This window comes from Streptomyces sp. CG 926 (genome assembly GCF_003148825.1).
GTDB lineage: Bacteria > Actinomycetota > Actinomycetes > Streptomycetales > Streptomycetaceae > Streptomyces.
The window spans coordinates 113,552-131,541 of the sequence record NZ_QGGZ01000012.1; the positions used below are offsets into that span (position 1 = coordinate 113,552).

Sequence of the window (17,990 nt, forward strand, 5' to 3'; positions counted from 1 at the left end):
CCTACGCCGCCGCCCTACTCGGAGCGGCCCGTGTAGAAGGCGACCGTGAGGTCCTTCACCAGCGCCTTGCGCTCGTAGTCGTCGAGCTCGACCAGCCCGCGTGAGGTCAGCCGGTGGACGGTGTCGTCGACGGCGTCCACGACCGAGGTCAGCACGGTGTCCCGGTGCTTGGCGTCGATCGCCGCGACCCGGCGGCGGCGCATGGCTTCGGCCACCTCGGCCGCGTACTCGATCCGGGTCGGCTGGGCCGAGAACACCTCGATCCCGACCGCCTCGGTCTCGGCGGCCAGCATCCGGGTCAGCGCGTCACCGACGGCCTCGGCGTCGCGCAGGGTCGGGGCGTCCTCGTGGAAGGCGTCGGCGGGCAGCTGCGAGAGCACGCGGGCCATCGCCGATTCGACCTGCTCGGCGAGGTAGTCCGTGTGGTCCTCGACGGCCAGGGTGGCGCGTGCGGTGTCCTTGACCTGCCAGACGACCTGGACGACGACCTGGAGGGCGAGGCCGCCCGAGTCCACGGCGGGCATCGGGTCGCTGCGCCAGTGGCGCAGGCGTACGTCGACCCGGCGGCGCAGGAGCAGCGGACTCACCCAGGTCAGGCCGGTACGCCGGACCGTGCCGCGGTAGCGGCCGAAGAGGGTGAGCACCCAGGCGTGGCCGGTGCGGACCCGGCCGAGGCCGCCGAGTGACACGAGGGCGACGATGCCGAGGAAGGCGAGCGGCGGCCAGTGGGTGGCGCGCAGGCCGTGGTAGGCGCGGGGGGCCGCCCCGAAGGCGGCCACGAGGGGGGCGGGGACGACCCCGGCGCGCCAGAGCACGGCCGCGCAGCCGGCCAGTGCCAGCCCGCCGACGGCCACGCCGACCCAGCCGGGCAGCACCGGGCCGCGGTGCTCGCGGAGCCGGTCGTCGCCGCGCGGAACGCGGCGGCCGGGGGCGGGACGCGGGGCGCGGGCGGCGGGCGGGGTGGCCCGGGCGGCCGCGGGGGCGGGTACGGGTACGGGTGCCGCGACCACCGGCAGCTGCCGGGTACCGCGGAACGGGAGGTGCACCGGCACCTCGGTGACGGCGGTGCCCCGGTGGGCTCCGGGGTACGGGAGGTCCGGCTCGGCGCCCCCCTCGCCCAGACCGCGAGCCACCGCCTGGGCGACGATCTCGACCGGGCCGGGTCCGGGGACGCCGGAATGCGGCCGCGCGTCAGCGGATTCGGGGGCGGGCTCGGGCTCGAACTCGTGCTCAGGCTCGGGTTCGGGATCGAATTCCGGCTCGGGATCGAATTCCGGTTCGGAATCGAACTCGGCCTCCGGCTCGGGATCGAACCCGGTCTCCTGCTCGGGCGTGGCTTCGGGCGCGGCCACCGGTTCGGGCGCGGCGGTGCGCAGGCGCAGGGTCGCCACGCCGGCGGCCGGGACCTCCGGCTCCTGCGGGTGCGGGATGTCCAGGACCGCCGTGGCCACCGGGTCGGCGGCGCCCTGGTCCCCCTCGTCGTACGGGTGGGCCCGGGCCGCCGGCACCTCCCGGCCGTGCTGCGGCTCGGGCGCCGGGCGGGCGGCCGGCGCCGCGGCCCAGCCGAAGGAGGTCTCGGCCGCACCGGCGTGCTCCGCCGCGGCCGGGCCGCCCACCAGGGCCGGCGGCGGGCTCGCCGGGACGGTCTCGCGCGGCGCCGCGACGGCCACGGCCGCGTGCGCGGGCTCCGGCACGGGCAGCGGCGCGGGGGCGGGGGCGGGCATCGGCTGCGCGGCCCACACGGAAGGGGGTGCGGGCGCGGCCGTCGGCATGGGTACGGGGGCAGGCGCGGGGGCGGGGGCGGGATCCGCCGGCCGGACCGCCATCGGGCCGGCCGGCGGCACGCGGAGGGTGCCCGTGGTCGATGTGGTGCGCGTGGGGAACATCGTTACCTCCGTCATGCGAACAGCCGGCGCCAGGTTTCCGGGCCCGGGTAGCCGTTGGCCGAAGCGCCGGTCCAGCCCTGCGCGCGCTGGAAGGCCTCGACGTTGCGGCGGTCGGCCTCGCTCCAGTGCAGGCCCGGACCGGATGTGTAGTACTTGCCGAAGCCCTTCTTCACCAGCTGCCGGCCCAGAGCCCTGATGGCCTCGTGCGACCGGCCCGGGCGGAACACCGCGGCACCCGGGTAGGCCCGTACCCCGCCCGGTCCGGGCGCGGCCGCCACCGTCGGCGGGATGTTCTTGCCCTGCTTCTCGACCAGCAGCTTCCAGGTGTGCGTGCCGGGGATGCCGTCGGCGTCCGCGCCCGTCCAGCCCTGTGCGCGCTGGAAGGCGGCGGTGGCGAGCTTGTCGTGGTCGCTCCACGTCCGGTCGGCCACCCCCTTGGGGTAGAACCGGTACGCGCCGCGCTCGATCAGCATCCGGCCGAGCTGGGCCACGTGATCGTTGGTGGCGCCGGGGCCGAACTTGTCCGCGCCGGGGAAGACGGTCGCGTCCCCCGGCTTGGGGCCCGCGGGCGGCTGGGCGCCCGGGGCTTCCGGGAGGATGCCGCCCGGCACGCCGTTGAACCGGTACGGGACGTACTTCGTCGCGTTGCTCCAGTACCCGTAGGGCGTGGCCAGCTTCCGCGTGTTCGGGCGGGTCTGCTCGTAGGCGACGTAGTGCGTGCGCGTCGAGTCGACCCAGCCGCCGAAGATGACCACGTGCGAGCCGTTGTTGGGGTCCGCCGGGTTGTGGAAGAGGAGCATGTCCCCCGGCAGCAGCTCATCCTTGGTGATCTTGGTGGCGAACTTGTCGAGGCTGCCGGTCCATTCGTTCGACCCCAGGTTCCAGACCATGGAGACGTAGCCCGAGCAGTCCTGCCGGTACCCGTCGGTCCAGTACTCGGACATGCTGTAGGGGACCTCCGCGTCCAGCCACAGCTTCGCCCGGTTGATGATCGTCGCGCGGTCGATCCGCCGCACCGCGCCGGGCTGGGCCGGAGCGCCGGGCTTGCCCACCGGCCCACCCTTGGGGCCGTGCAGCGGGGTCCGGGCGCCCTGCGGGGAGCTCGGGTCGTCCAGGGGGGCCGCCGGCCCCGGCGGCGGGGCGGTCACGGCGACCGCGGTCGCACCGCCGCCACCCAGGACCACTCCCGCGGCGGTGGCCAGCACCAGCGCCCGGCGGGCGCCGCGTGCGGCCGGGTGCCCCCCGTCCCGGAGCGGTATGGCCCGCGCGCGGGCGAGGGCGCGGCGGCGCTGGGCGCAGCCCCGGCACGCACAGTCGCCCGCGGGCTCGTACTCCTCGAAACCGGGCATCGGCATCTGCACATGCGTCGGAGGCTGCATCCTCATGCGGTTCCGTCCACTCCCCTGCTCGTCCACACGTCCACTCGTCCACTGGTCGACCGGAGCCGCACCTGATAAAGCATCAGATGCGGCACGCGCAGACATATGGTGCACGATAAACCCGTCAAACATGGGTTAATCGGACAAGGCGGGCGTGGCTGGTCACGGGCACCCCTGGGGGTGGGGTAGAGTTTTCCCTGTCAGCAAGCGCCGCTAGCTCAGTTGGTTAGAGCAGCTGACTCTTAATCAGCGGGTCCGGGGTTCGAGTCCCTGGCGGCGCACAGACGGAGGAAGCCCCTCGCAGCGAAAGCTGCGAGGGGCTTCCTCGTTTCCACTCAGGCCGCGGTGCCCGGCGCGCCCGGGCGGGCTCCGACGCCCGTCAGGTAGGCGGAGACCACCACGTTCGCCGTGTACTCCTTGGCCGCCTTGTCGTAGGTGCCGCCGCAGGTCACCAGCCTCAGCTCCGCGCGGCCCCGTACCCGCTGGCCGTAGGCCTTGTGCGCGTCGAAGGCCGCGCGTTCGTAGACCCGTACGTCCTCGACCGTGAACTCCGCGACCGAACCGTCCGTCCGCACCACCCGCACCTTGTCGCCCGGCTGCGCGGAGCTCAGGCCGTAGAAGACCGCGGGCTTGGAGCGGGTGTCCACGTGCCCCACCATCAGCGCCGTCCCGGCCGCCCCCGGCTGGGTGCCCCGACCCCACCAGCCCACCGTGCCCGGCTGCTCGTAAGGGGGCGGCTCCAGCGCCCCGTCCTTGTCCAGGTCCCGGGAGATCACCGGGGCCTGGATGCCTATGGAAGGCACGTCGACGCGTTGGGGCGGGGCCGCGGCGAGCGGGGCGTGTGCGGCCGGCAGCCCCGGACCCACCGTCCCGCCGGCCTGGCCGGCGGGCGCGGCCGGCGCCACGGTGAGCTGGCGGCCCCACAGCCACAGGCCCAGCACCAGCACCGCCCAGGCGGCGAAGGTCAGCAGCCGGCCGCCCGCGGAGGCCTTGTCCTCACTCACCGACCCGCACCGGCCTCACTCACCGCTTCGACGGCGGCGCAGGGCCAGCGCCCGACCCGCGACGGCCAAGGTGGCGACCGCGGCGAGGACGGCACCGATCACCGTGTGCGGCAGCCCCGGACCGTCGGCGCCGTGGGCCTTCTTGACCGGCTGCGCCGCGAGCTCGGCCGCCATGCCGCCGCCGCCCGCGTGCACCGGCCAGACGGGACTGGCGTGGTGGGACGGGCGGTACTCGGAGATCTGGATCGAGCCGCTGAACTTCTCGTGGCCGTCGCACATCACCCGGACGGAGTGCCAGCCGGGCGAGACGTGCGAGCCGACCATCGCGTCGCCGTAGAGCGGGCTGCGGCCGCCGTCGCGGCCGTAGAGGTCGACGTCCGACACGAAGGCGGCGGACTTGGCCGCTCCGCGGTTGCCGTCACAGCCCTGGACGCGCAGCTTGACCTGCGCTCCGGGGTGAGCCGGATTCGGGTCGACCGTGACGCTGCCGCGGTCGCCGCGGTCACCGCGGTCCTCCTCGCCCGCGAGGGCGATCGGCGCGGTCACCACCGAGAACGCCGCCAGGGTGACGGCCATCGCGGTGGCGCGGACAGCGATCGGAACACTGCGCATGATGAACCTCCTCGACAAGGAGATTCACGCGCGGCGCGCCGTCGCGCATCCGGAGCGGCGCCGTACGTGTCAGCCGTACGCCCCGAACGCGGTAGGCCCGTTCGGCCGTACGCCGTACCCGGGGGCGGATCAGACCAGGTCGACCAGGTCCGCGATCGAGGCGACCGTCCTGGTCGGGCGGAACGGGAACTTCTCGGTGTCCTGCTCGGTGGTCAGGCCGGTGAGGACGAGGAAGGTCTGCATGCCGGCCTCCAGGCCGGCCAGCACGTCGGTGTCCATCCGGTCGCCGATCATCGCGCTGGTCTCCGAGTGCGCGCCGATGGCGTTCAGGCCGGTACGCATCATCAGCGGGTTCGGCTTGCCGGCGAAGTACGGCTTCTTGCCGGTCGCCTTGGTGATCAGCGCGGCGACGGCGCCGGTGGCCGGGAGCGGGCCCTCGGTGGAGGGGCCCGTCTCGTCGGGGTTGGTGCAGATGAACCGCGCGCCCGCGTTGATCAGACGGACCGCCTTGGTCATCGCCTCGAAGCTGTACGTCCGGGTCTCGCCCAGGACCACGTAGTCGGGCTCGTGGTCGGTCAGGATGTAGCCGATGTCGTGGAGGGCGGTGGTCAGGCCCGCCTCGCCGATGACGTAGGCGGTGCCGCCCGGACGCTGGTCGTCGAGGAACTTCGCGGTGGCCAGCGCCGAGGTCCAGATGTTCTCGACGGGGACCTGCAGCCCCATGCGGCTCAGGCGGGCCTGGAGGTCGCGGGGGGTGTAGATCGAGTTGTTGGTCAGCACCAGGAAGGGCTTGCCGGAATCGCGCAGCCGCTTGATGAAGGCATCGGCTCCGGGGATCGGGGTGCCCTCGTGGATGAGGACCCCGTCCATGTCGGTGAGCCAGGATTCGATCGGCTTGCGCTCTGCCACTGGACTGTTCTCCGCTCTGGGTGACCTGCGACCTCTGGTCTGTACCACCCTATCGGGGCCGAGCCGTGGACGTCCCGGGCGTCCACGGCCCGGACCCGGAGGGCGGGGAGCGGTCAGCTCAGGCGGACGTTGTCGACGGTCCAGAACCAGTTGTTGGTGCCGCTGTAGCGGAAGCGGACCTGGACGTCGGTGGCGCCGGCCGGGACCTGGAGGGCGAGGGACTCGGCCTTGGCGACGGCGTCGGCGGTGTAGGTCTTCACCACGGTCGGGGTGGCGCCGTTGTAGGAGACCAGGACCTGGGCGGTCTGGCCGGCCTCGTGCCGGTAGTGCGTCTGGAAGGTCAGATTCCGCGTGCTGCCGCCGCTGACCGCCCACTTGGGGGTGACGAGGGTGGAGTCGAAGGTGCCGGTGTGGCTCTTGTCGTCCCACTCGTCGGAGTCGGCGACGGCGAAGACGTCACGGGAACGGACGTTCAGCTCGCGCCACTGGTCGCGCTGCGACTGGCTCCAGAATTCGTCGGTCGCGAACGCCCAGCCGGCCCACTCGGTGACACCGCCGGTACCCATCCGGGAGTTGTCGACGGCCCAACCGGCGGGCGGGGTGTGCGTGAAGCCCTTCACCCCGGCCGGGATGCCCGTCTCGTCCACCCGGGCCTGGAGGTTCGGGCGCAGGGTGTCGAACGGGTCGTCGTCCGGGGCGTTCAACGGGACGCCGTCGAGGCCGGCGCCGCTGACACCGACCTGGGCGAGCGCGGTCGCGGCGACGTCGACCAGCCGGACGTCGGAGCGCACGGAACCGGCCGGGATGCCCGCGCCCTTGGCGATGACGAAGGTGCCGCGCTCCTGGATGGTCGAGCCGCCGTGGCCGCCGGAGTCGGTGTGGCCGTGGTCGGTGGTGACCAGGATCTTCCAGTTCTCCTGGGCGTATGTCGGGCGGTTCTTGACGGCGGTGAGGAGCTGACCGACCAGGATGTCGACGCGGGCGACGGTATCGAGGTACTGCTGGGAGGCCGCCCCGTAGGAGTGGCCGGCCGCGTCGATCTCGCCGAGGTAGACGAAGGCGGCGTCCGGGTTCTGGCCCTGCAGCTCGGCGGCGGCGGCCGCCGCGATCTTCGGGTCCTCGGTGCGGTAACCGTCGCGGTCGCCCTTGAGGGAGAGGCGCTTGTCGACCTTCGAGGAGAAGATCGGCCCGTTCTGGTCGGTGGAGGTGATGGGCTCCCAGTCCGCGGCCGCGTAGGTGTTGAGCGCCGGCTTGGCGTTCTCGATGCGGGTCAGGAAGTCGGGGTGGGCGGCGTAGTTCTTGCCGACGAAGGAGTTGTCCTTCACCCCGTGCTTGTCGGGCCAGACCCCGGTGGCGATGGTGGACCAGCCGGGGCCGGAGGAGGTGGCGGCCATCGGGCCGGCATAGAGGGTGCTGCGGGCGGTCAGACCCTGGGCCATCAGGCCGTTCAGGTGGGGTGCGTCGGCGACCTTGACGCGGTCGAGGACCGCGCCGTCGACACCGATGACGAGGACCTTGTCGGTGTTGGCCGCCGCGACGGCGGGGGTGGCCAGGGCGGCGGCGATCAGGGCGGAGGTGACGGCGGTCGCGGCGATGGCACGACGTCCGGGCAGGGCAGGGGACACGTACTCCTCCTGGGAGCAAGTGAGCGGCGAAAGGAGCGGGGGGCGTTCCGGTATGGCGGTGTGCGGCGTTCCGGTGTGCCGGGTCCGGACCGAAGGTGCGGGCTTCGGTCCAGACCCGTTATGCAACAGTCACTCTGCCGGTCGGGGATGGCCAGGAAGTAACCGGTCAGCTTCCGGTTGCCGACTTCCACGCGTCGACGTAACCGGTGAGGTTCTTGTCGATGTCGCCCCAGTTCGGCTCGAAGATCTCCACGCCCGTCATGAGCTGGGTGAGTGCGACGGCGTTGGCGTCGGTCGGCTTGACGTCGGTGCGCGCCGGGAAGCCGCCGCCGACCCCGCTGACCTGCTGCTGGGCCTCCTCACTGAGCAGGAAGTCGAGCAGCTTCCGGCCGTTCTCGGTGTGCGGGGCCTTGTCGACCAGGCCGGCGGCGTAGGGCAGGGCGAAGCTGGTGGGCTTGCCGCCTTCCTTGGCCGGGAACCAGATGCCCAGGTTCGGCATCGACTTGGACTGCGCGAAGTTCATCTGGACGTCACCGTTGGCGACGAGCAGCTCGCCCTTGTCGGTCTTGGGCGCCAGCTTGCTGGTGGAGGAGGACGGGCCGACATTGTTGGCCTGGAGCTTCTTCAGGAACTCCATCGCCGGTTCGTTGCCGCCGAAGTCGTGCATCGCCTTGATGAGCACAGCGGTGCCGTCACCCGCGACACCCGGGGTGGAGTACTGCAGCTTGCCCTTGTACTTGGCGTCCAGCAGCTCCTCCCAGGTCTTGGGGGCCTCGGTGAGCTCCTTCTTGTTGTAGACGAAGCCGAAGTAGTTGTTGACGACCGAGGTCCACTTGCCGTCGGGGGCCTTGTCCGCGCCGTTGACCTTGTCGGAGCCTTGCGGTCGGTAGGACTGGAGCAGGCCCTTGCCGTCGGCCTGCTGGATGAAGGGCGGCAGGGTGATCAGCACGTCGGCCTGGGTGTTGGTCTTCTCGCGGACGGCGCGCTGCACCATCTCGCCGGAACCGCCCTCGACGTACTTGACCTCGATGCCGGTCTTCTTCGTGAAGTCGGCGAAGACCTTGTCGTACCAGCCGTCGCCCTTCTCGCTCTTGAGGCCGTCGGCGCTGTAGACGGTGACGATCTTCTCGCCGCCCTTCGAGTCGGCGGCGGAGGAACCGCCGCCGCAGGCGGTGAGGGAGGAGGCGAGGGCGAGGCCGCCGGTGACGACGGTGGCGATGCGGAGGAGTCTCTTGCCGGTCATGGAACTTCCTTACGGGGAAAGGGAGTCGGCGGAGGTGGAGGTGCGGGGCCCCTACGAGGTTCAGCGGTAGGAGGCCTTGGTGCGGACGCGGGAGACGGCCAGGAGGACCAGGAGGGTGGTGGCCATCAGGACCACGGCGACGGCGGAGCCGCTGTAGAGCGAACCGCGGTCGGTGGCGGTGAAGACGCGGACGGGCAGGGGCATCCAGTCCGGCGGGTAGAGCATCATCGTGGCGCTCAACTCGCCCATGGACAGGGCGAAGCAGAGGCCGGCCGCGGCCGTGAGGGACGGCAGCAGGAGGGGGAGTTTGACCCGCCACAGCACGTACCCGGGGCGGGCGCCCAGGGAGGCGGCCGCCTGCTCGTACGCGGGGTCGAGTCGTACGATCGCCGCCGAGACCGACTGGTAGGCGAACGCCGTGACAAGGATCGTGTGCGCCAGGATGACGATCGAGCTGGTGCCGTTGAGCAGGACCGGCGGCCGGCTGAAGGCGACGAGCACGGCGAGGCCGACGACCACGGACGGCACGGCGACGGGCAGCACGAACAACGCGTCCAGCAGCCGCTTCCCGCGCTTGCGCAGGCCGGCCGCGGCCAGCGCCGCCCAGGTCCCGACGGTGAGCGCGAGGAGGCCGGCCGCGAGGGCCGTGATCAGGCTGGTGGTCAGGGCCTGGAGGGATTCGCCGCGCACGGCGGCCGCGTAGTTCTCGGTGGTCGGTCCGGAGGGGAAGGCCCCGGACCAGTGGGTGGCGAAGGAGGCCGCGACCACGACGAGCAGCGGCAGGGCGAACAGCGGCAGGAAGAGCAGGCCGAAGAGGCCCCAGGCGGCCCAGCGACCGCTCTTGCTATGCACCAGCACGCTTGCCCACCGTCCGGTAGAGGCCGAACAGGCCGACGGATATCGCGATGTTGACGACGGCGACCACGCAGGCGGCCGAGTAGTCGGATTCGAGGATGGCCTTGCCGTAGATGAGCATCGGGAGCGTCGTGACGTCCTTGGCGCCGGTGAACAGGACGATCCCGAACTCGTTCAGGCACATGACGAGGACGAGGCTGCCGCCGGCGGCGAGGGCCGGGAGGGCCTCGGGCAGGATCACCTGCCGGACGATCCGGGCGGGCCGGGCACCGAGGCCGGCGGCGACCTCCAGCTGGGCGGTGTCCAGCTGGGAGAAGGCGGCGAGCAGCGGACGCATCACGAAGGGCGTGAAGTACGTGATCTCCGCGAGCAGGACGCCCCAGGGGGTGGTCAGGAAGTGGAAGGGCCCCTCGGCGGCTCCGGTGAGGTCGGTGACGAGGCCGTTGGCCATGCCGACCGTTCCGTAGACGAAGAGGAGGGCGAGGGTGATGAGGAAGGAGGGGAAGGAGAGGAAGACGTCGATGAACTTGGCGACGGCGCGGGCCCCGGGGAAGGGCACGAAGGCGATGATCAGCGCGAGCACGAAGCCGAGCACGAGGCAACCGGCGGTCGCGGCGACGGCCAGCCAGACGGTGGTCCCGAGGGCCTCGCGGAAGCTCTGCGAGGCGAAGACGGAGGCGTAGGCGTCGAAGGCGCCGCCGCCGTTCTCGGGGCTGAACGACTGCTGGACGACCAGCCCGAGCGGATACAGGAACACGAGCCCGAGCACGACGACAGGCGGCACCACCCACACCCCCGCAAACGTCAGCCTCGCCGGCCCACCATCCAGCCCCGCCGGCGTTCGAGGCGCGGGGCCCGGGGCGGAGCCCCGCTCTTCCAGCCCCGCCGGCGCTTGAGGCGCGGGGCCCGGGGCGGAGCCCCGCTCTTCCAGCCCCGCCGGCGTTTGAGGCGCGGGGTCCGGGGCGGAGCCCCGTGGGGGTGCGGCCCGCCGCGAAACGTCAGGCACCGGTCACCCCTGCGGCCAGCAGCACGGCGTCCCGCGGCTCGAAGTGCAGCGTGACCCGGTCCCCCAGCGCGGGCGTCTCCCGCAGCTCGGGGAGGTCCGCCTTCACCCGGTGCCCGGCGACGTCCACGTACAGCCGGTGCGTCGAGCCGCGCCACTGGACCTCGGCCAGGGTGCCGCTCAGCGCGTTGGGGCCGGCGCCGAGCCCGAGCAGGTGCGGCCGTACGCACAGCGTGGCCGTGGCGCCCGGCTCCGCCCGCCCGCGGTCGAGCGTCAGCGCCCGGCCCTCGAAGACCGCGCCGCGATCGGCCACCGTCACCGGCAGCAGGTTCGCGTTGCCGACGAACGAGGCGGTGAACTCGGTGCGCGGGGCCCGGTACAGCTCCTGCGGGGTCCCGCAGTCCTGCAGCCGGGCCTTGTCCATGACGGCGATCCGGTCGGCCAGGGTGAGCGCCTCCACCTGGTCGTGGGTGACGTACAGAATCGATACGTCGGGCAGTTCGCGGTGCAGGCGGGCCAGTTCGGCGAGCATTCCGGAGCGCAGCTGCGCGTCCAGGGCGGACAGCGGCTCGTCGAGCAGGAGCACCCCGGGGCGGATGGCGAGGGCGCGGGCGATGGCCACGCGCTGCTGCTGGCCGCCGGAGAGCTCGCGGGGGTAGCGCTCGGCGTACGCCGCCATGCCGGTCATCTCCAGCGCCTCGGCGACGCGCCCCGGGATCTCGGCCTTCGGAGCCTTCTGGGCCTTGAGGCCGAAGGCGACGTTGTCCGCGACCCGCATGTGCGGGAAGAGCGCGTACTGCTGGACGACCATGCCGATGCCGCGCTTGTGCGGCGGGAGCGCGGTGACGTCCCGGCCGCCGATCAGCACCCGACCGGCGACGGGCCGCACGAAACCGGCGACGGCGCGCAGGGCCGTGGTCTTGCCCGAACCGGAGGGGCCGAGCAGGGCCATCACCTCGCCCGGTTCGACGGTCAGGTCGAGGGAGTCCAGGACGGTGTTGCCGCCGTAGGCGACGCTGACCGCGTCGAAGCGGATACCGCTCACGGCGACTCCCCGAGGAGGGCGGGGAGTTCGGCGACGGAGGCCAGGACATGGCTCGCGCCGTGCCGGGTGAGCGCCGCGCGGTCGTGGGCGCCGGTGAGGACGCCCGCCACGATCCCGGCGCCGGCGCGGCGGCCGCTGAGCATGTCGTAGGCGGTGTCGCCCGCGACCACGACGTCGCTCACGTCGGCGACGGCGCCGGTGCGCAGGAACGCGGTCAGCACCATGTCCGGGTACGGGCGGCCGCGGCCGCCCGCGTCGGCGGGGCACAGGGTGAGGTCGGCGAGGTCCTGCCAGCCGAGGGCGTCGAGGATGGCGTCCTGGGTGACCCGGGCGAAACCGGTGGTCAGGACGACGGTGCGGCCGTCGGCGCGCAGCCGCTCGATCGCGGCGCGGGCGCCGGGGAGCGGGGTGACGAGGCCGCCGTCGACGAGGGCACCGTAGGCCTCTTCGAAGGCGGAGTTGGCGCGGTGGGCGAGTTCCTCCGTACCGAAGAGGTGACGGAAGACCGAGATCTTGGACTCGCCCATGGTGTCGAGGACGTACCGGAGCTTCTCGGCGTGGTCGGGGGTGCCGGGCTCGACGCCCAGGCGCTCGGCGGCCTGCTCGAAGGCGCGCTCGACGAGGCCGCCGTCGGCGACGGTGGTGCCGGCCATGTCGAGGACGACCAGTCGGCGGCGGCCGGCGGCGGTGATGTCGTCGTGCGTGTCGGTGTTCGTGTCGGTGTTCGTGTCGCTGTTGCTCATCTGACTTACCAGCCCAGTTCGTTCGCGGTGGTCTCGGCTATGGCGGGCGAGCAGGTCATGCCGCGCCCGCCGGGTCCGGTCACCAACCAGACGCCGTCGGCCACCTGTTGGCGGTGGACGACGCGGGTGGTGTCGGTGCACTGCGCGTACACGCCCGCCCAGCGGTGCCGGATCCTCGGCAGCGGGCGGCCGAGGAAGGACTCGACCACGGCGGTGACGTGCTCGTAGGGGTCTTCGAGGGTGTCGAAGGCGAAGGGGTGCTCGTACTCGTGGGTGTCGCCGATGGTCAGTCCGCCGTCGCGGCGCTGGACCATCAGCAGTTGCATCTTGTGCTCGGCGGCGATCGGCACCTGCTCCTGCTCGGCGTTGAGGATGTCGAGCTCGGGGGACCTGTAGGCCGGGTAGTAGCGGAAGCTGTCGGCGTCCGCGACCGAGGTGGTCAGCGGTTCGCCGAGCGGGTCGGTCTGCATCATCTGGAGGCGGACGCGGCGTACGGGCAGGTCGGGGACCAGTTCGCGGACCAGGCCGGACAGCCAGGCACCCGTGGCGAGGACGACCGCGTCGCCGCGGTGGACGTCGCCGTGGTCGTCGCGGACGGCGCCGGGCCCGACGACCTCGCGGACCTCGCGGCCGGCGAGGAAGGTGTAGCGGCCGGCGGCGCGGGTGCGCAGGGCCTCGCGGAGGTGGAGCTGCGCGGTGCGCGGCTCGACGGCCGCGTCCCGCTCGCACCACAGCGCGGCCTCGAACGCGCCGCGCAGGGCCGGATTGACCTCCCGGGCCTCGGCGGCGGTGAGCAGCTTGTAGCCGCGGGCGGCGGCGTCGGGGCGGGCCAGGGCCGCCTCGGCGACCGCGAGTTCGCGGGGGGTGCGGACGGGGGTGAGGGAGCCGTTGGCGCGGAAGCCCAGGCCGGGCACCTCGGCGCCGATGCGCTCCCAGAGCTCGCGGGCCCGCAGGGCGGTGTCGAGCTCTTCTCCCCCGGCCCGGCCGCTGACCCAGATCTGGCCGAAATTACGCAGGGACGCGCCGCGGGCCTCCGCTTCTCGCTCGATCTGGACGACCTCGTGGCCGCGTTCGACTGCTTGCCAGGCGTGCATGGTGCCGACCACGCCGCCTCCGACGACTATGACTTTCACGCCGCCAACGGTGGGTCGGGTCCGTGGCCCGAGGGGGTCCGTCCGGCGACGGCCCGGTGAACAACCCTCGACACTTGGACTAGACCCGTTATCTTTTTGTGATGTGAGTGCGTCCTGATTTTCCCTGTATCGGATGATTCCTCCTGGGCTATTCGGCGTGCAGGCGGGTCGTGAAGCTGAACCGGTCCCCACGATAGAGCGAACGCACCCGTTCCAGCGGGCGGCCGTCCTGGTCCCGCGAGAAGCGGTGGATCAGCAGCATCGGGAGGGCGGGCGGGGTGCCGATCAGCAGGGCCTCGCGGGGGGTCGCCAGGACCGTCTCCAGCTTCTCGTCGGCCTCGCCGAAGGAGATGCCGAGGCTGTCGCGGAGGTATCCGTAGAAGGAGGAGTCCGGCTGGAAATCGCTGTTCAGGCGGGGAGCCCGGGCCACCCGGATGTATGTGCTCTCCAGGCCGACGCGCTCGTCGTCGGCGAGCAGGACCCGCTCCAGGTGCCAGACGGGCTCGCCGGGCTCGGCCCCGATGCCGGGAGCGAGGTCGGGCGGGCAGGGGAACTGCTCCAGCCCGATGAGGTGACGGCCCGGACGGCGGCCCTGGCGGCGTACGCCCTCGGTGTAGCTGGCGAGGGAGAGCGGCTGCTCCAGCTTGGGCCCGGCGACGACGGTCCCGCGGCCGGAGCGGCGCAGCCTACCTTCCAGCAGCAGCTCACGAAGGGCCTGCCGGACGGTCTCGCGGGACACCTCGTACCGCTCGGCGAGATCGCGCTCGGTGGGCAGCGTGCCGCCCTCGCCGAGCACGTCGAGGAGCTCGGCGATCCGGGCCTTGACGGCGTAGTACTTGGGGATGCGACCGTGCTCGGGAATGCCGGAACGCACGGGTGAGCCGGGGCGGTGCCGCTGGGTCTGTTCTTCCACGGTGGGACTCTATGCGGGGCGGCCGGCGGCGCGCGGCGACGGGGGCACGGGCGGGTCCGCCGACGGCCCGCGTACGGCCCGCGACCGGTGGGCGTACGGTCCGCGGCCGGTGCCCGTACGGTCCGCGGCCGCCGTACGCGTGGTTCAGCGTGCGGAACGGCGCAGCCGGCGGGCTCCCAGCAGCAGTCCGCCGCCGGTGGCGAGCGCGGTCACGGCGCCCGTGCCGTAGACCCACTCGCGCGGGCCGGTGTGGGCGAGGGAGCCGGCCTCGATCGGGTCCTCCGGCCCCTCGACGGAGAACCGGTAGCCGCCCGCCTCGCCGATCCAGTCGCCGTCGTCGCCCTTGCGCTGGACGAGCGCGGCGTCGGCGACGACCTCGCCGACGGGCGCGTCGGGGGCGAAGGAGAGGCCCACCTTGACGGTCATGGAGCCGCCGGGGCCGACGGTGAAGCCGGGGAAGGCGTCGCCACCGTCGAAGATGGCGATGATCTCGTCGCGGTCGCTGTGCTCCAGGCTGACGGGAAGGGTGCCGCCGGGGGCGTCGAACTCCATGCGCAGGTGGGCGGGGCGCAGGGTGTGGGCCTTGTCCGTGAAGACGACGATCGGGTGGATGGCCGTGCACTCGGACTCGGTGGTGTTGGTCAGGTCCAGGTACCAGGTCTGCGGCCCGGCACCGGTGCGGTACACGGCCGGACCGCCGCGGATCCGCGCCCCGATGGGGAAGGCCGTGCTCTTCCCGTCGCCACAGGTGGCCTGCGCGCGCGAGGGCAGCGCGGGTGCGGGGCGTCCGCCGCCCGCACCGATGTCGGCTCCGGCGGTGGACGCGGTGGTGGCGACCAGGGCGGCGGAGAGGGCTGCGGTGAGGGCAAGGGCTTTGCGCAGTCGCATGGAAGACCTTCGCTGCTCGCCGGACGGGACGATGATCGGACGAGGTGACAATCACCCCGGCCTGCCCGCACCCTGCCACCCCCGCGCGACCCCTCATCGGGAGCCACGCCTGAGTCGTTCCGGTTTACGCCCGAATGACGCACGAGGTCAACCCCGCCCCCTCTTCCGGCCCCGCCGCGCCATTTATCAGCCCCGCCGGCGTTCGAGGCGCTCTCTCAGCCCCGCCGGCGTTCGAGGCGCTCTTTCAGCCCCGCCGGCGTTCGAGGCGCTCTTTCAGCCCCGCCGGCGTTCGAGGCGCTCTTTCAGCCCCGCCGGCGTTTGAGGCGCGGGGGCCCGGGGGCAGCGCCCCCCGGCAACGGCGCCGCACCCGGCAGCGGACCGCCACCCGGCACCCGCCACCCGGCACCCGGCACGGCACCGGCTCACCCCGCCCGTCGCCCGAACGTCGGCCCGAGCGCCAGCTCCGCCGCCCCCTCGGCCACCCCCACCCGCGCGAGAGCGACCACCGGCATGGCGGCCGGTACCGCCGCCCGCTCCACCAACACCTCCCGGACCCCGCTCAGGAAGACCCCCGGCGCCGCCGCCACCGCCCGACCGCCGAGCAGCACCCGGTCCACGTCCAGCAGCGCGACCAGGTTGGCCGCCCCCACGCCCAGGACCCGCGCCGCCTCGGCGAGATCACCCCGGGCCACGGCCCCCAGGCACAGCACCTCCGCACATCCCCGCGCCCCGCAGGGACACGGCGGGCCGTCCAGGCTGATCACCTGGTGCCCGAACTCGCCCGCCGCCGAACGCGCACCCCGGTAGATTCCACCGCCCAGCCAGAGCCCAGCACCGAGCCCGGTGGCCACGTGCAGGTACACGGAGGTCCCGGGCCCGGACCCACCGGACCGTCCGGACCCCTCGGCAGCCACACCCGCGTTCGTGTCCTTGTCCACGAGCACCGGCAGCCCCAGCCGCCCCTCCAGCAGCTCCCGCATCCGGAAGCCCTCCCACTCCGGGAACCCGGTCACCCGGCCCATCACCCCGGACCGGTGGTCGAGCGGCCCCGGCGCGGCCACTCCCACGCCCAGCAGCGGCGGCCCGGCCGGTTCACGGACCCGCGCGACCGCCCGTACGACGGCTTCCAGCACGGCGTCCGGACCGACCGCGAAGTCCAGTGGGCCACGGTCCTCGGCGACGACGTGGCCCGCCAGGTCGACCCGTACCACCCGGAGTTCGTCCCGGTCCAGGTGCACTCCGACCGCGTGCCGCGCCTCCGGCACCAGCCGGAGCAGGGTGCGTGGCTTGCCGCCGGTGGACGCGGCGCGCCCGGCCTCCGCGATCAGCCCGTCCGCGCCGAGCCGGGCCGTGATCTTGCTGACGGCCTGCGGGGTGAGTCCCGCGCGGGCCGCGAGTTCGGCGCGGCCCAAGCCCTCCGGACCCGCGCCGCGCAGCAGATCCAGCATCAGCGCCTCGTTGTACCCGCGCAGCGTCGGCAGGTTCACCCCGCCGCGCCCGTCACCGCTCCCGCTGTTCACATGCCCATTGTCCACCTTCCTTGCACTTCGGCAACACTGTTGCCAAAGTGGAGCCCATGAGCACCCCCGCCACCCCTGTCTCCCCCACCCCTCCCGCCCCGCTGCGCGTCGGCCTCATCGGCTACGGACTCGCCGGTTCCGTCTTCCACGGCCCCCTCGTTGCCGCTACCGACGGGCTCACCCTCGACACCGTCGTCACCTCCGACCCGGCCCGGCAGAGCCAGGCCCGCACGGAGTTCCCCGACGTGCACATCGCCGCCACCGCCGCCGAGCTGTGGGACCGGGACCTCGACCTGGTCGTGATCGCCTCCCCCAACCGGACGCACGTCCCGCTCGCCACCACCGCGCTCGAAGCCGGCATCCCGGTGGTCGTGGACAAGCCGATCGCCGCCACCGCCGCCGAGGCCCGCGCGCTCGCCGCCCTCGCGGACCGCAGCGGAACGTTCCTCTCCGTGTTCCAGAACCGCCGCTGGGACAACGACTTCCTGACGCTGCGCCGCCTCATCGCCGACGGCGAGCTCGGCGAGGTCCAGCGCTTCGAGTCCCGGTTCGAGCGCTGGCGCCCCCAGCTGAAGGGCGGATGGCGCGAGTCGGGCGCCCCGGAGGAGATCGGCGGCCTGCTCTACGACCTCGGCAGCCACGTCGTGGACCAGGCGCTGGTGCTCTTCGGCCCGGCCGTACGGGTCTACGCGGAGACCGACGTGCGCCGCCCGGGCGCCGAGACAGACGACGACACCTTCCTCGCGCTCACGCACGCGAACGGGGTCCGCTCCCACCTCTACGTCAGCGCGACCACCGCCCAGCTCGGACCGCGACTGCGCGTCCTGGGCTCCCGGGCCGGCTACGTGAAGTACGGCCTCGACCCGCAGGAGGGCGCCCTGCGGGAGGGGCTGCGGCCGGGCGGGGACCTGCCCTGGGGCGAGGAGCCCCCGCATCTGTGGGGGCGGCTCGGCTCCGGCGAGTCCCCGCTGACCGGCGGCGGCATCCCGGTCCCGACCGAGCAGGGCGACTACCCGGCCTACTACGCGGCGGTGGCGGCCGCGCTGCGCACGGGCGGGCCCGCGCCCGTGACGGCGCTGGAGGCCGCGCACTGCCTCGACGTGCTGGAGGCGGCCCGCCGGTCGTCCGAGGAGGGCGTGGTCGTGGAGATCCCCGCCACGGGGTCCGCGTCCGGCTGAGGCCGCCGCGCGACGGGACGGCGGACCGGGCCGAGGGCGGTCGCCGAAGGGGCG

General features: G+C 73.3%; 16 protein-coding genes and 1 tRNA gene. 2 read left to right on the forward strand and 15 right to left on the reverse strand.

Annotated features, from left to right (window positions below; genetic code table 11):
• Positions 1-14: 14 nt before the first annotated feature.
• Positions 15-1,886: an SPFH domain-containing protein gene (locus tag BCL76_RS40030; RefSeq protein ID WP_258309961.1), complete on the reverse strand. Its 1,872-nt coding sequence runs from the start codon at positions 1,884-1,886 to the stop codon at positions 15-17.
• Positions 1,887-1,897: 11 nt separating this feature from the next.
• Positions 1,898-3,241, reverse strand: a complete 1,344-nt coding sequence (locus tag BCL76_RS29470; protein WP_109782412.1) for a peptidoglycan-binding protein — start codon at positions 3,239-3,241, stop codon at positions 1,898-1,900.
• 231 nt (positions 3,242-3,472) lie between these two features.
• Between BCL76_RS29470 and BCL76_RS29475 the strand changes: the two genes are divergently transcribed.
• Positions 3,473-3,546, forward strand: a tRNA-Lys gene (locus BCL76_RS29475).
• 54 nt (positions 3,547-3,600) lie between these two features.
• Here BCL76_RS29475 and BCL76_RS29480 read toward each other — a convergent pair.
• The 13 genes from BCL76_RS29480 to BCL76_RS29540 all read right to left on the reverse strand — a co-directional run bounded on the left by BCL76_RS29480 (position 3,601) and on the right by BCL76_RS29540 (position 16,758).
• Positions 3,601-4,269 carry a class F sortase gene (locus BCL76_RS29480; protein WP_109782413.1) on the reverse strand — a complete coding sequence of 223 codons (669 nt, stop codon included), beginning with the start codon at positions 4,267-4,269 and terminating at the stop codon, positions 3,601-3,603.
• Between the two features lie 15 nt (positions 4,270-4,284).
• Entirely contained in the window at positions 4,285-4,881 is a 597-nt protein-coding gene (locus BCL76_RS29485; protein WP_258309962.1) for a hypothetical protein, read from the reverse strand.
• A 129-nt stretch (positions 4,882-5,010) separates the two neighbouring features.
• Entirely contained in the window at positions 5,011-5,790 is a 780-nt protein-coding gene (locus BCL76_RS29490) for an HAD-IIA family hydrolase (RefSeq protein ID WP_109782414.1), read from the reverse strand.
• 113 nt (positions 5,791-5,903) lie between these two features.
• The gene (locus BCL76_RS29495) at positions 5,904-7,415 is read right to left on the reverse strand and encodes an alkaline phosphatase family protein (RefSeq protein ID WP_258309963.1); all 1,512 of its coding nucleotides are present in this window, start codon (positions 7,413-7,415) and stop codon (positions 5,904-5,906) included.
• 166 nt (positions 7,416-7,581) lie between these two features.
• Complete coding sequence (locus BCL76_RS29500; RefSeq protein WP_109782415.1) at positions 7,582-8,658, reverse strand: 2-aminoethylphosphonate ABC transporter substrate-binding protein; 1,077 nt, start codon at positions 8,656-8,658, stop codon at positions 7,582-7,584.
• Positions 8,659-8,718: 60 nt separating this feature from the next.
• On the reverse strand, positions 8,719-9,516 hold the full coding sequence (locus BCL76_RS29505) for an ABC transporter permease (protein ID WP_109782416.1): 798 nt from the start codon (positions 9,514-9,516) through the stop codon (positions 8,719-8,721).
• Positions 9,503-10,342, reverse strand: a complete 840-nt coding sequence (locus BCL76_RS29510; protein ID WP_258309976.1) for a 2-aminoethylphosphonate ABC transporter permease subunit — start codon at positions 10,340-10,342, stop codon at positions 9,503-9,505. The genes BCL76_RS29505 and BCL76_RS29510 overlap by 14 nt, the downstream gene beginning before the upstream one ends.
• Before the next feature lie 169 nt (positions 10,343-10,511).
• Positions 10,512-11,561 (reverse strand): ABC transporter ATP-binding protein, encoded by a 1,050-nt coding sequence (locus BCL76_RS29515; RefSeq protein WP_109782417.1) that lies wholly within the window; start codon positions 11,559-11,561, stop codon positions 10,512-10,514.
• Positions 11,558-12,304, reverse strand: a complete 747-nt coding sequence (locus tag BCL76_RS29520) for a phosphonatase-like hydrolase (RefSeq protein WP_109782418.1) — start codon at positions 12,302-12,304, stop codon at positions 11,558-11,560. The genes BCL76_RS29515 and BCL76_RS29520 overlap by 4 nt, the downstream gene beginning before the upstream one ends.
• 5 nt (positions 12,305-12,309) lie before the next feature.
• Entirely contained in the window at positions 12,310-13,437 is a 1,128-nt protein-coding gene (locus tag BCL76_RS29525; RefSeq protein ID WP_109782419.1) for a TIGR03364 family FAD-dependent oxidoreductase, read from the reverse strand.
• Between the two features lie 148 nt (positions 13,438-13,585).
• Positions 13,586-14,350: a GntR family transcriptional regulator gene (locus BCL76_RS29530; RefSeq protein ID WP_030771334.1), complete on the reverse strand. Its 765-nt coding sequence runs from the start codon at positions 14,348-14,350 to the stop codon at positions 13,586-13,588.
• Positions 14,351-14,494: 144 nt separating this feature from the next.
• The gene (locus BCL76_RS29535; protein ID WP_109782420.1) at positions 14,495-15,238 is read right to left on the reverse strand and encodes a hypothetical protein; all 744 of its coding nucleotides are present in this window, start codon (positions 15,236-15,238) and stop codon (positions 14,495-14,497) included.
• Positions 15,239-15,660: 422 nt separating this feature from the next.
• Positions 15,661-16,758, reverse strand: coding sequence for an ROK family transcriptional regulator (locus BCL76_RS29540; RefSeq protein ID WP_375137978.1), 1,098 nt, complete (start codon positions 16,756-16,758; stop codon positions 15,661-15,663).
• Positions 16,759-16,814: 56 nt separating this feature from the next.
• Here BCL76_RS29540 and BCL76_RS29545 point away from each other — a divergent pair, with 56 nt between their 5' ends.
• On the forward strand, positions 16,815-17,936 hold the full coding sequence (locus BCL76_RS29545) for a Gfo/Idh/MocA family protein (protein ID WP_109782421.1): 1,122 nt from the start codon (positions 16,815-16,817) through the stop codon (positions 17,934-17,936).
• Positions 17,937-17,990 lie beyond the last annotated feature (54 nt).

Excerpts from the sequence above, each read along its gene's own strand:
- BCL76_RS29485 (WP_258309962.1), bottom strand. The coding sequence starts at position 4,881 with ATGCGCAGTGTTCCGATCGCTGTCCGCGCCACCGCGATGGCCGTCACC.
- BCL76_RS29520 (WP_109782418.1), bottom strand. The coding sequence starts at position 12,304 with ATGAGCAACAGCGACACGAACACCGACACGAACACCGACACGCACGAC.
- BCL76_RS29535 (WP_109782420.1), bottom strand. The coding sequence starts at position 15,238 with ATGCGACTGCGCAAAGCCCTTGCCCTCACCGCAGCCCTCTCCGCCGCC.
- BCL76_RS29470 (WP_109782412.1), bottom strand. The coding sequence starts at position 3,241 with ATGCCGATGCCCGGTTTCGAGGAGTACGAGCCCGCGGGCGACTGTGCG.
- BCL76_RS40030 (WP_258309961.1), bottom strand. The coding sequence starts at position 1,886 with ATGTTCCCCACGCGCACCACATCGACCACGGGCACCCTCCGCGTGCCG.
- BCL76_RS29500 (WP_109782415.1), bottom strand. The coding sequence starts at position 8,658 with ATGACCGGCAAGAGACTCCTCCGCATCGCCACCGTCGTCACCGGCGGC.
- BCL76_RS29545 (WP_109782421.1), top strand. The coding sequence starts at position 16,815 with ATGAGCACCCCCGCCACCCCTGTCTCCCCCACCCCTCCCGCCCCGCTG.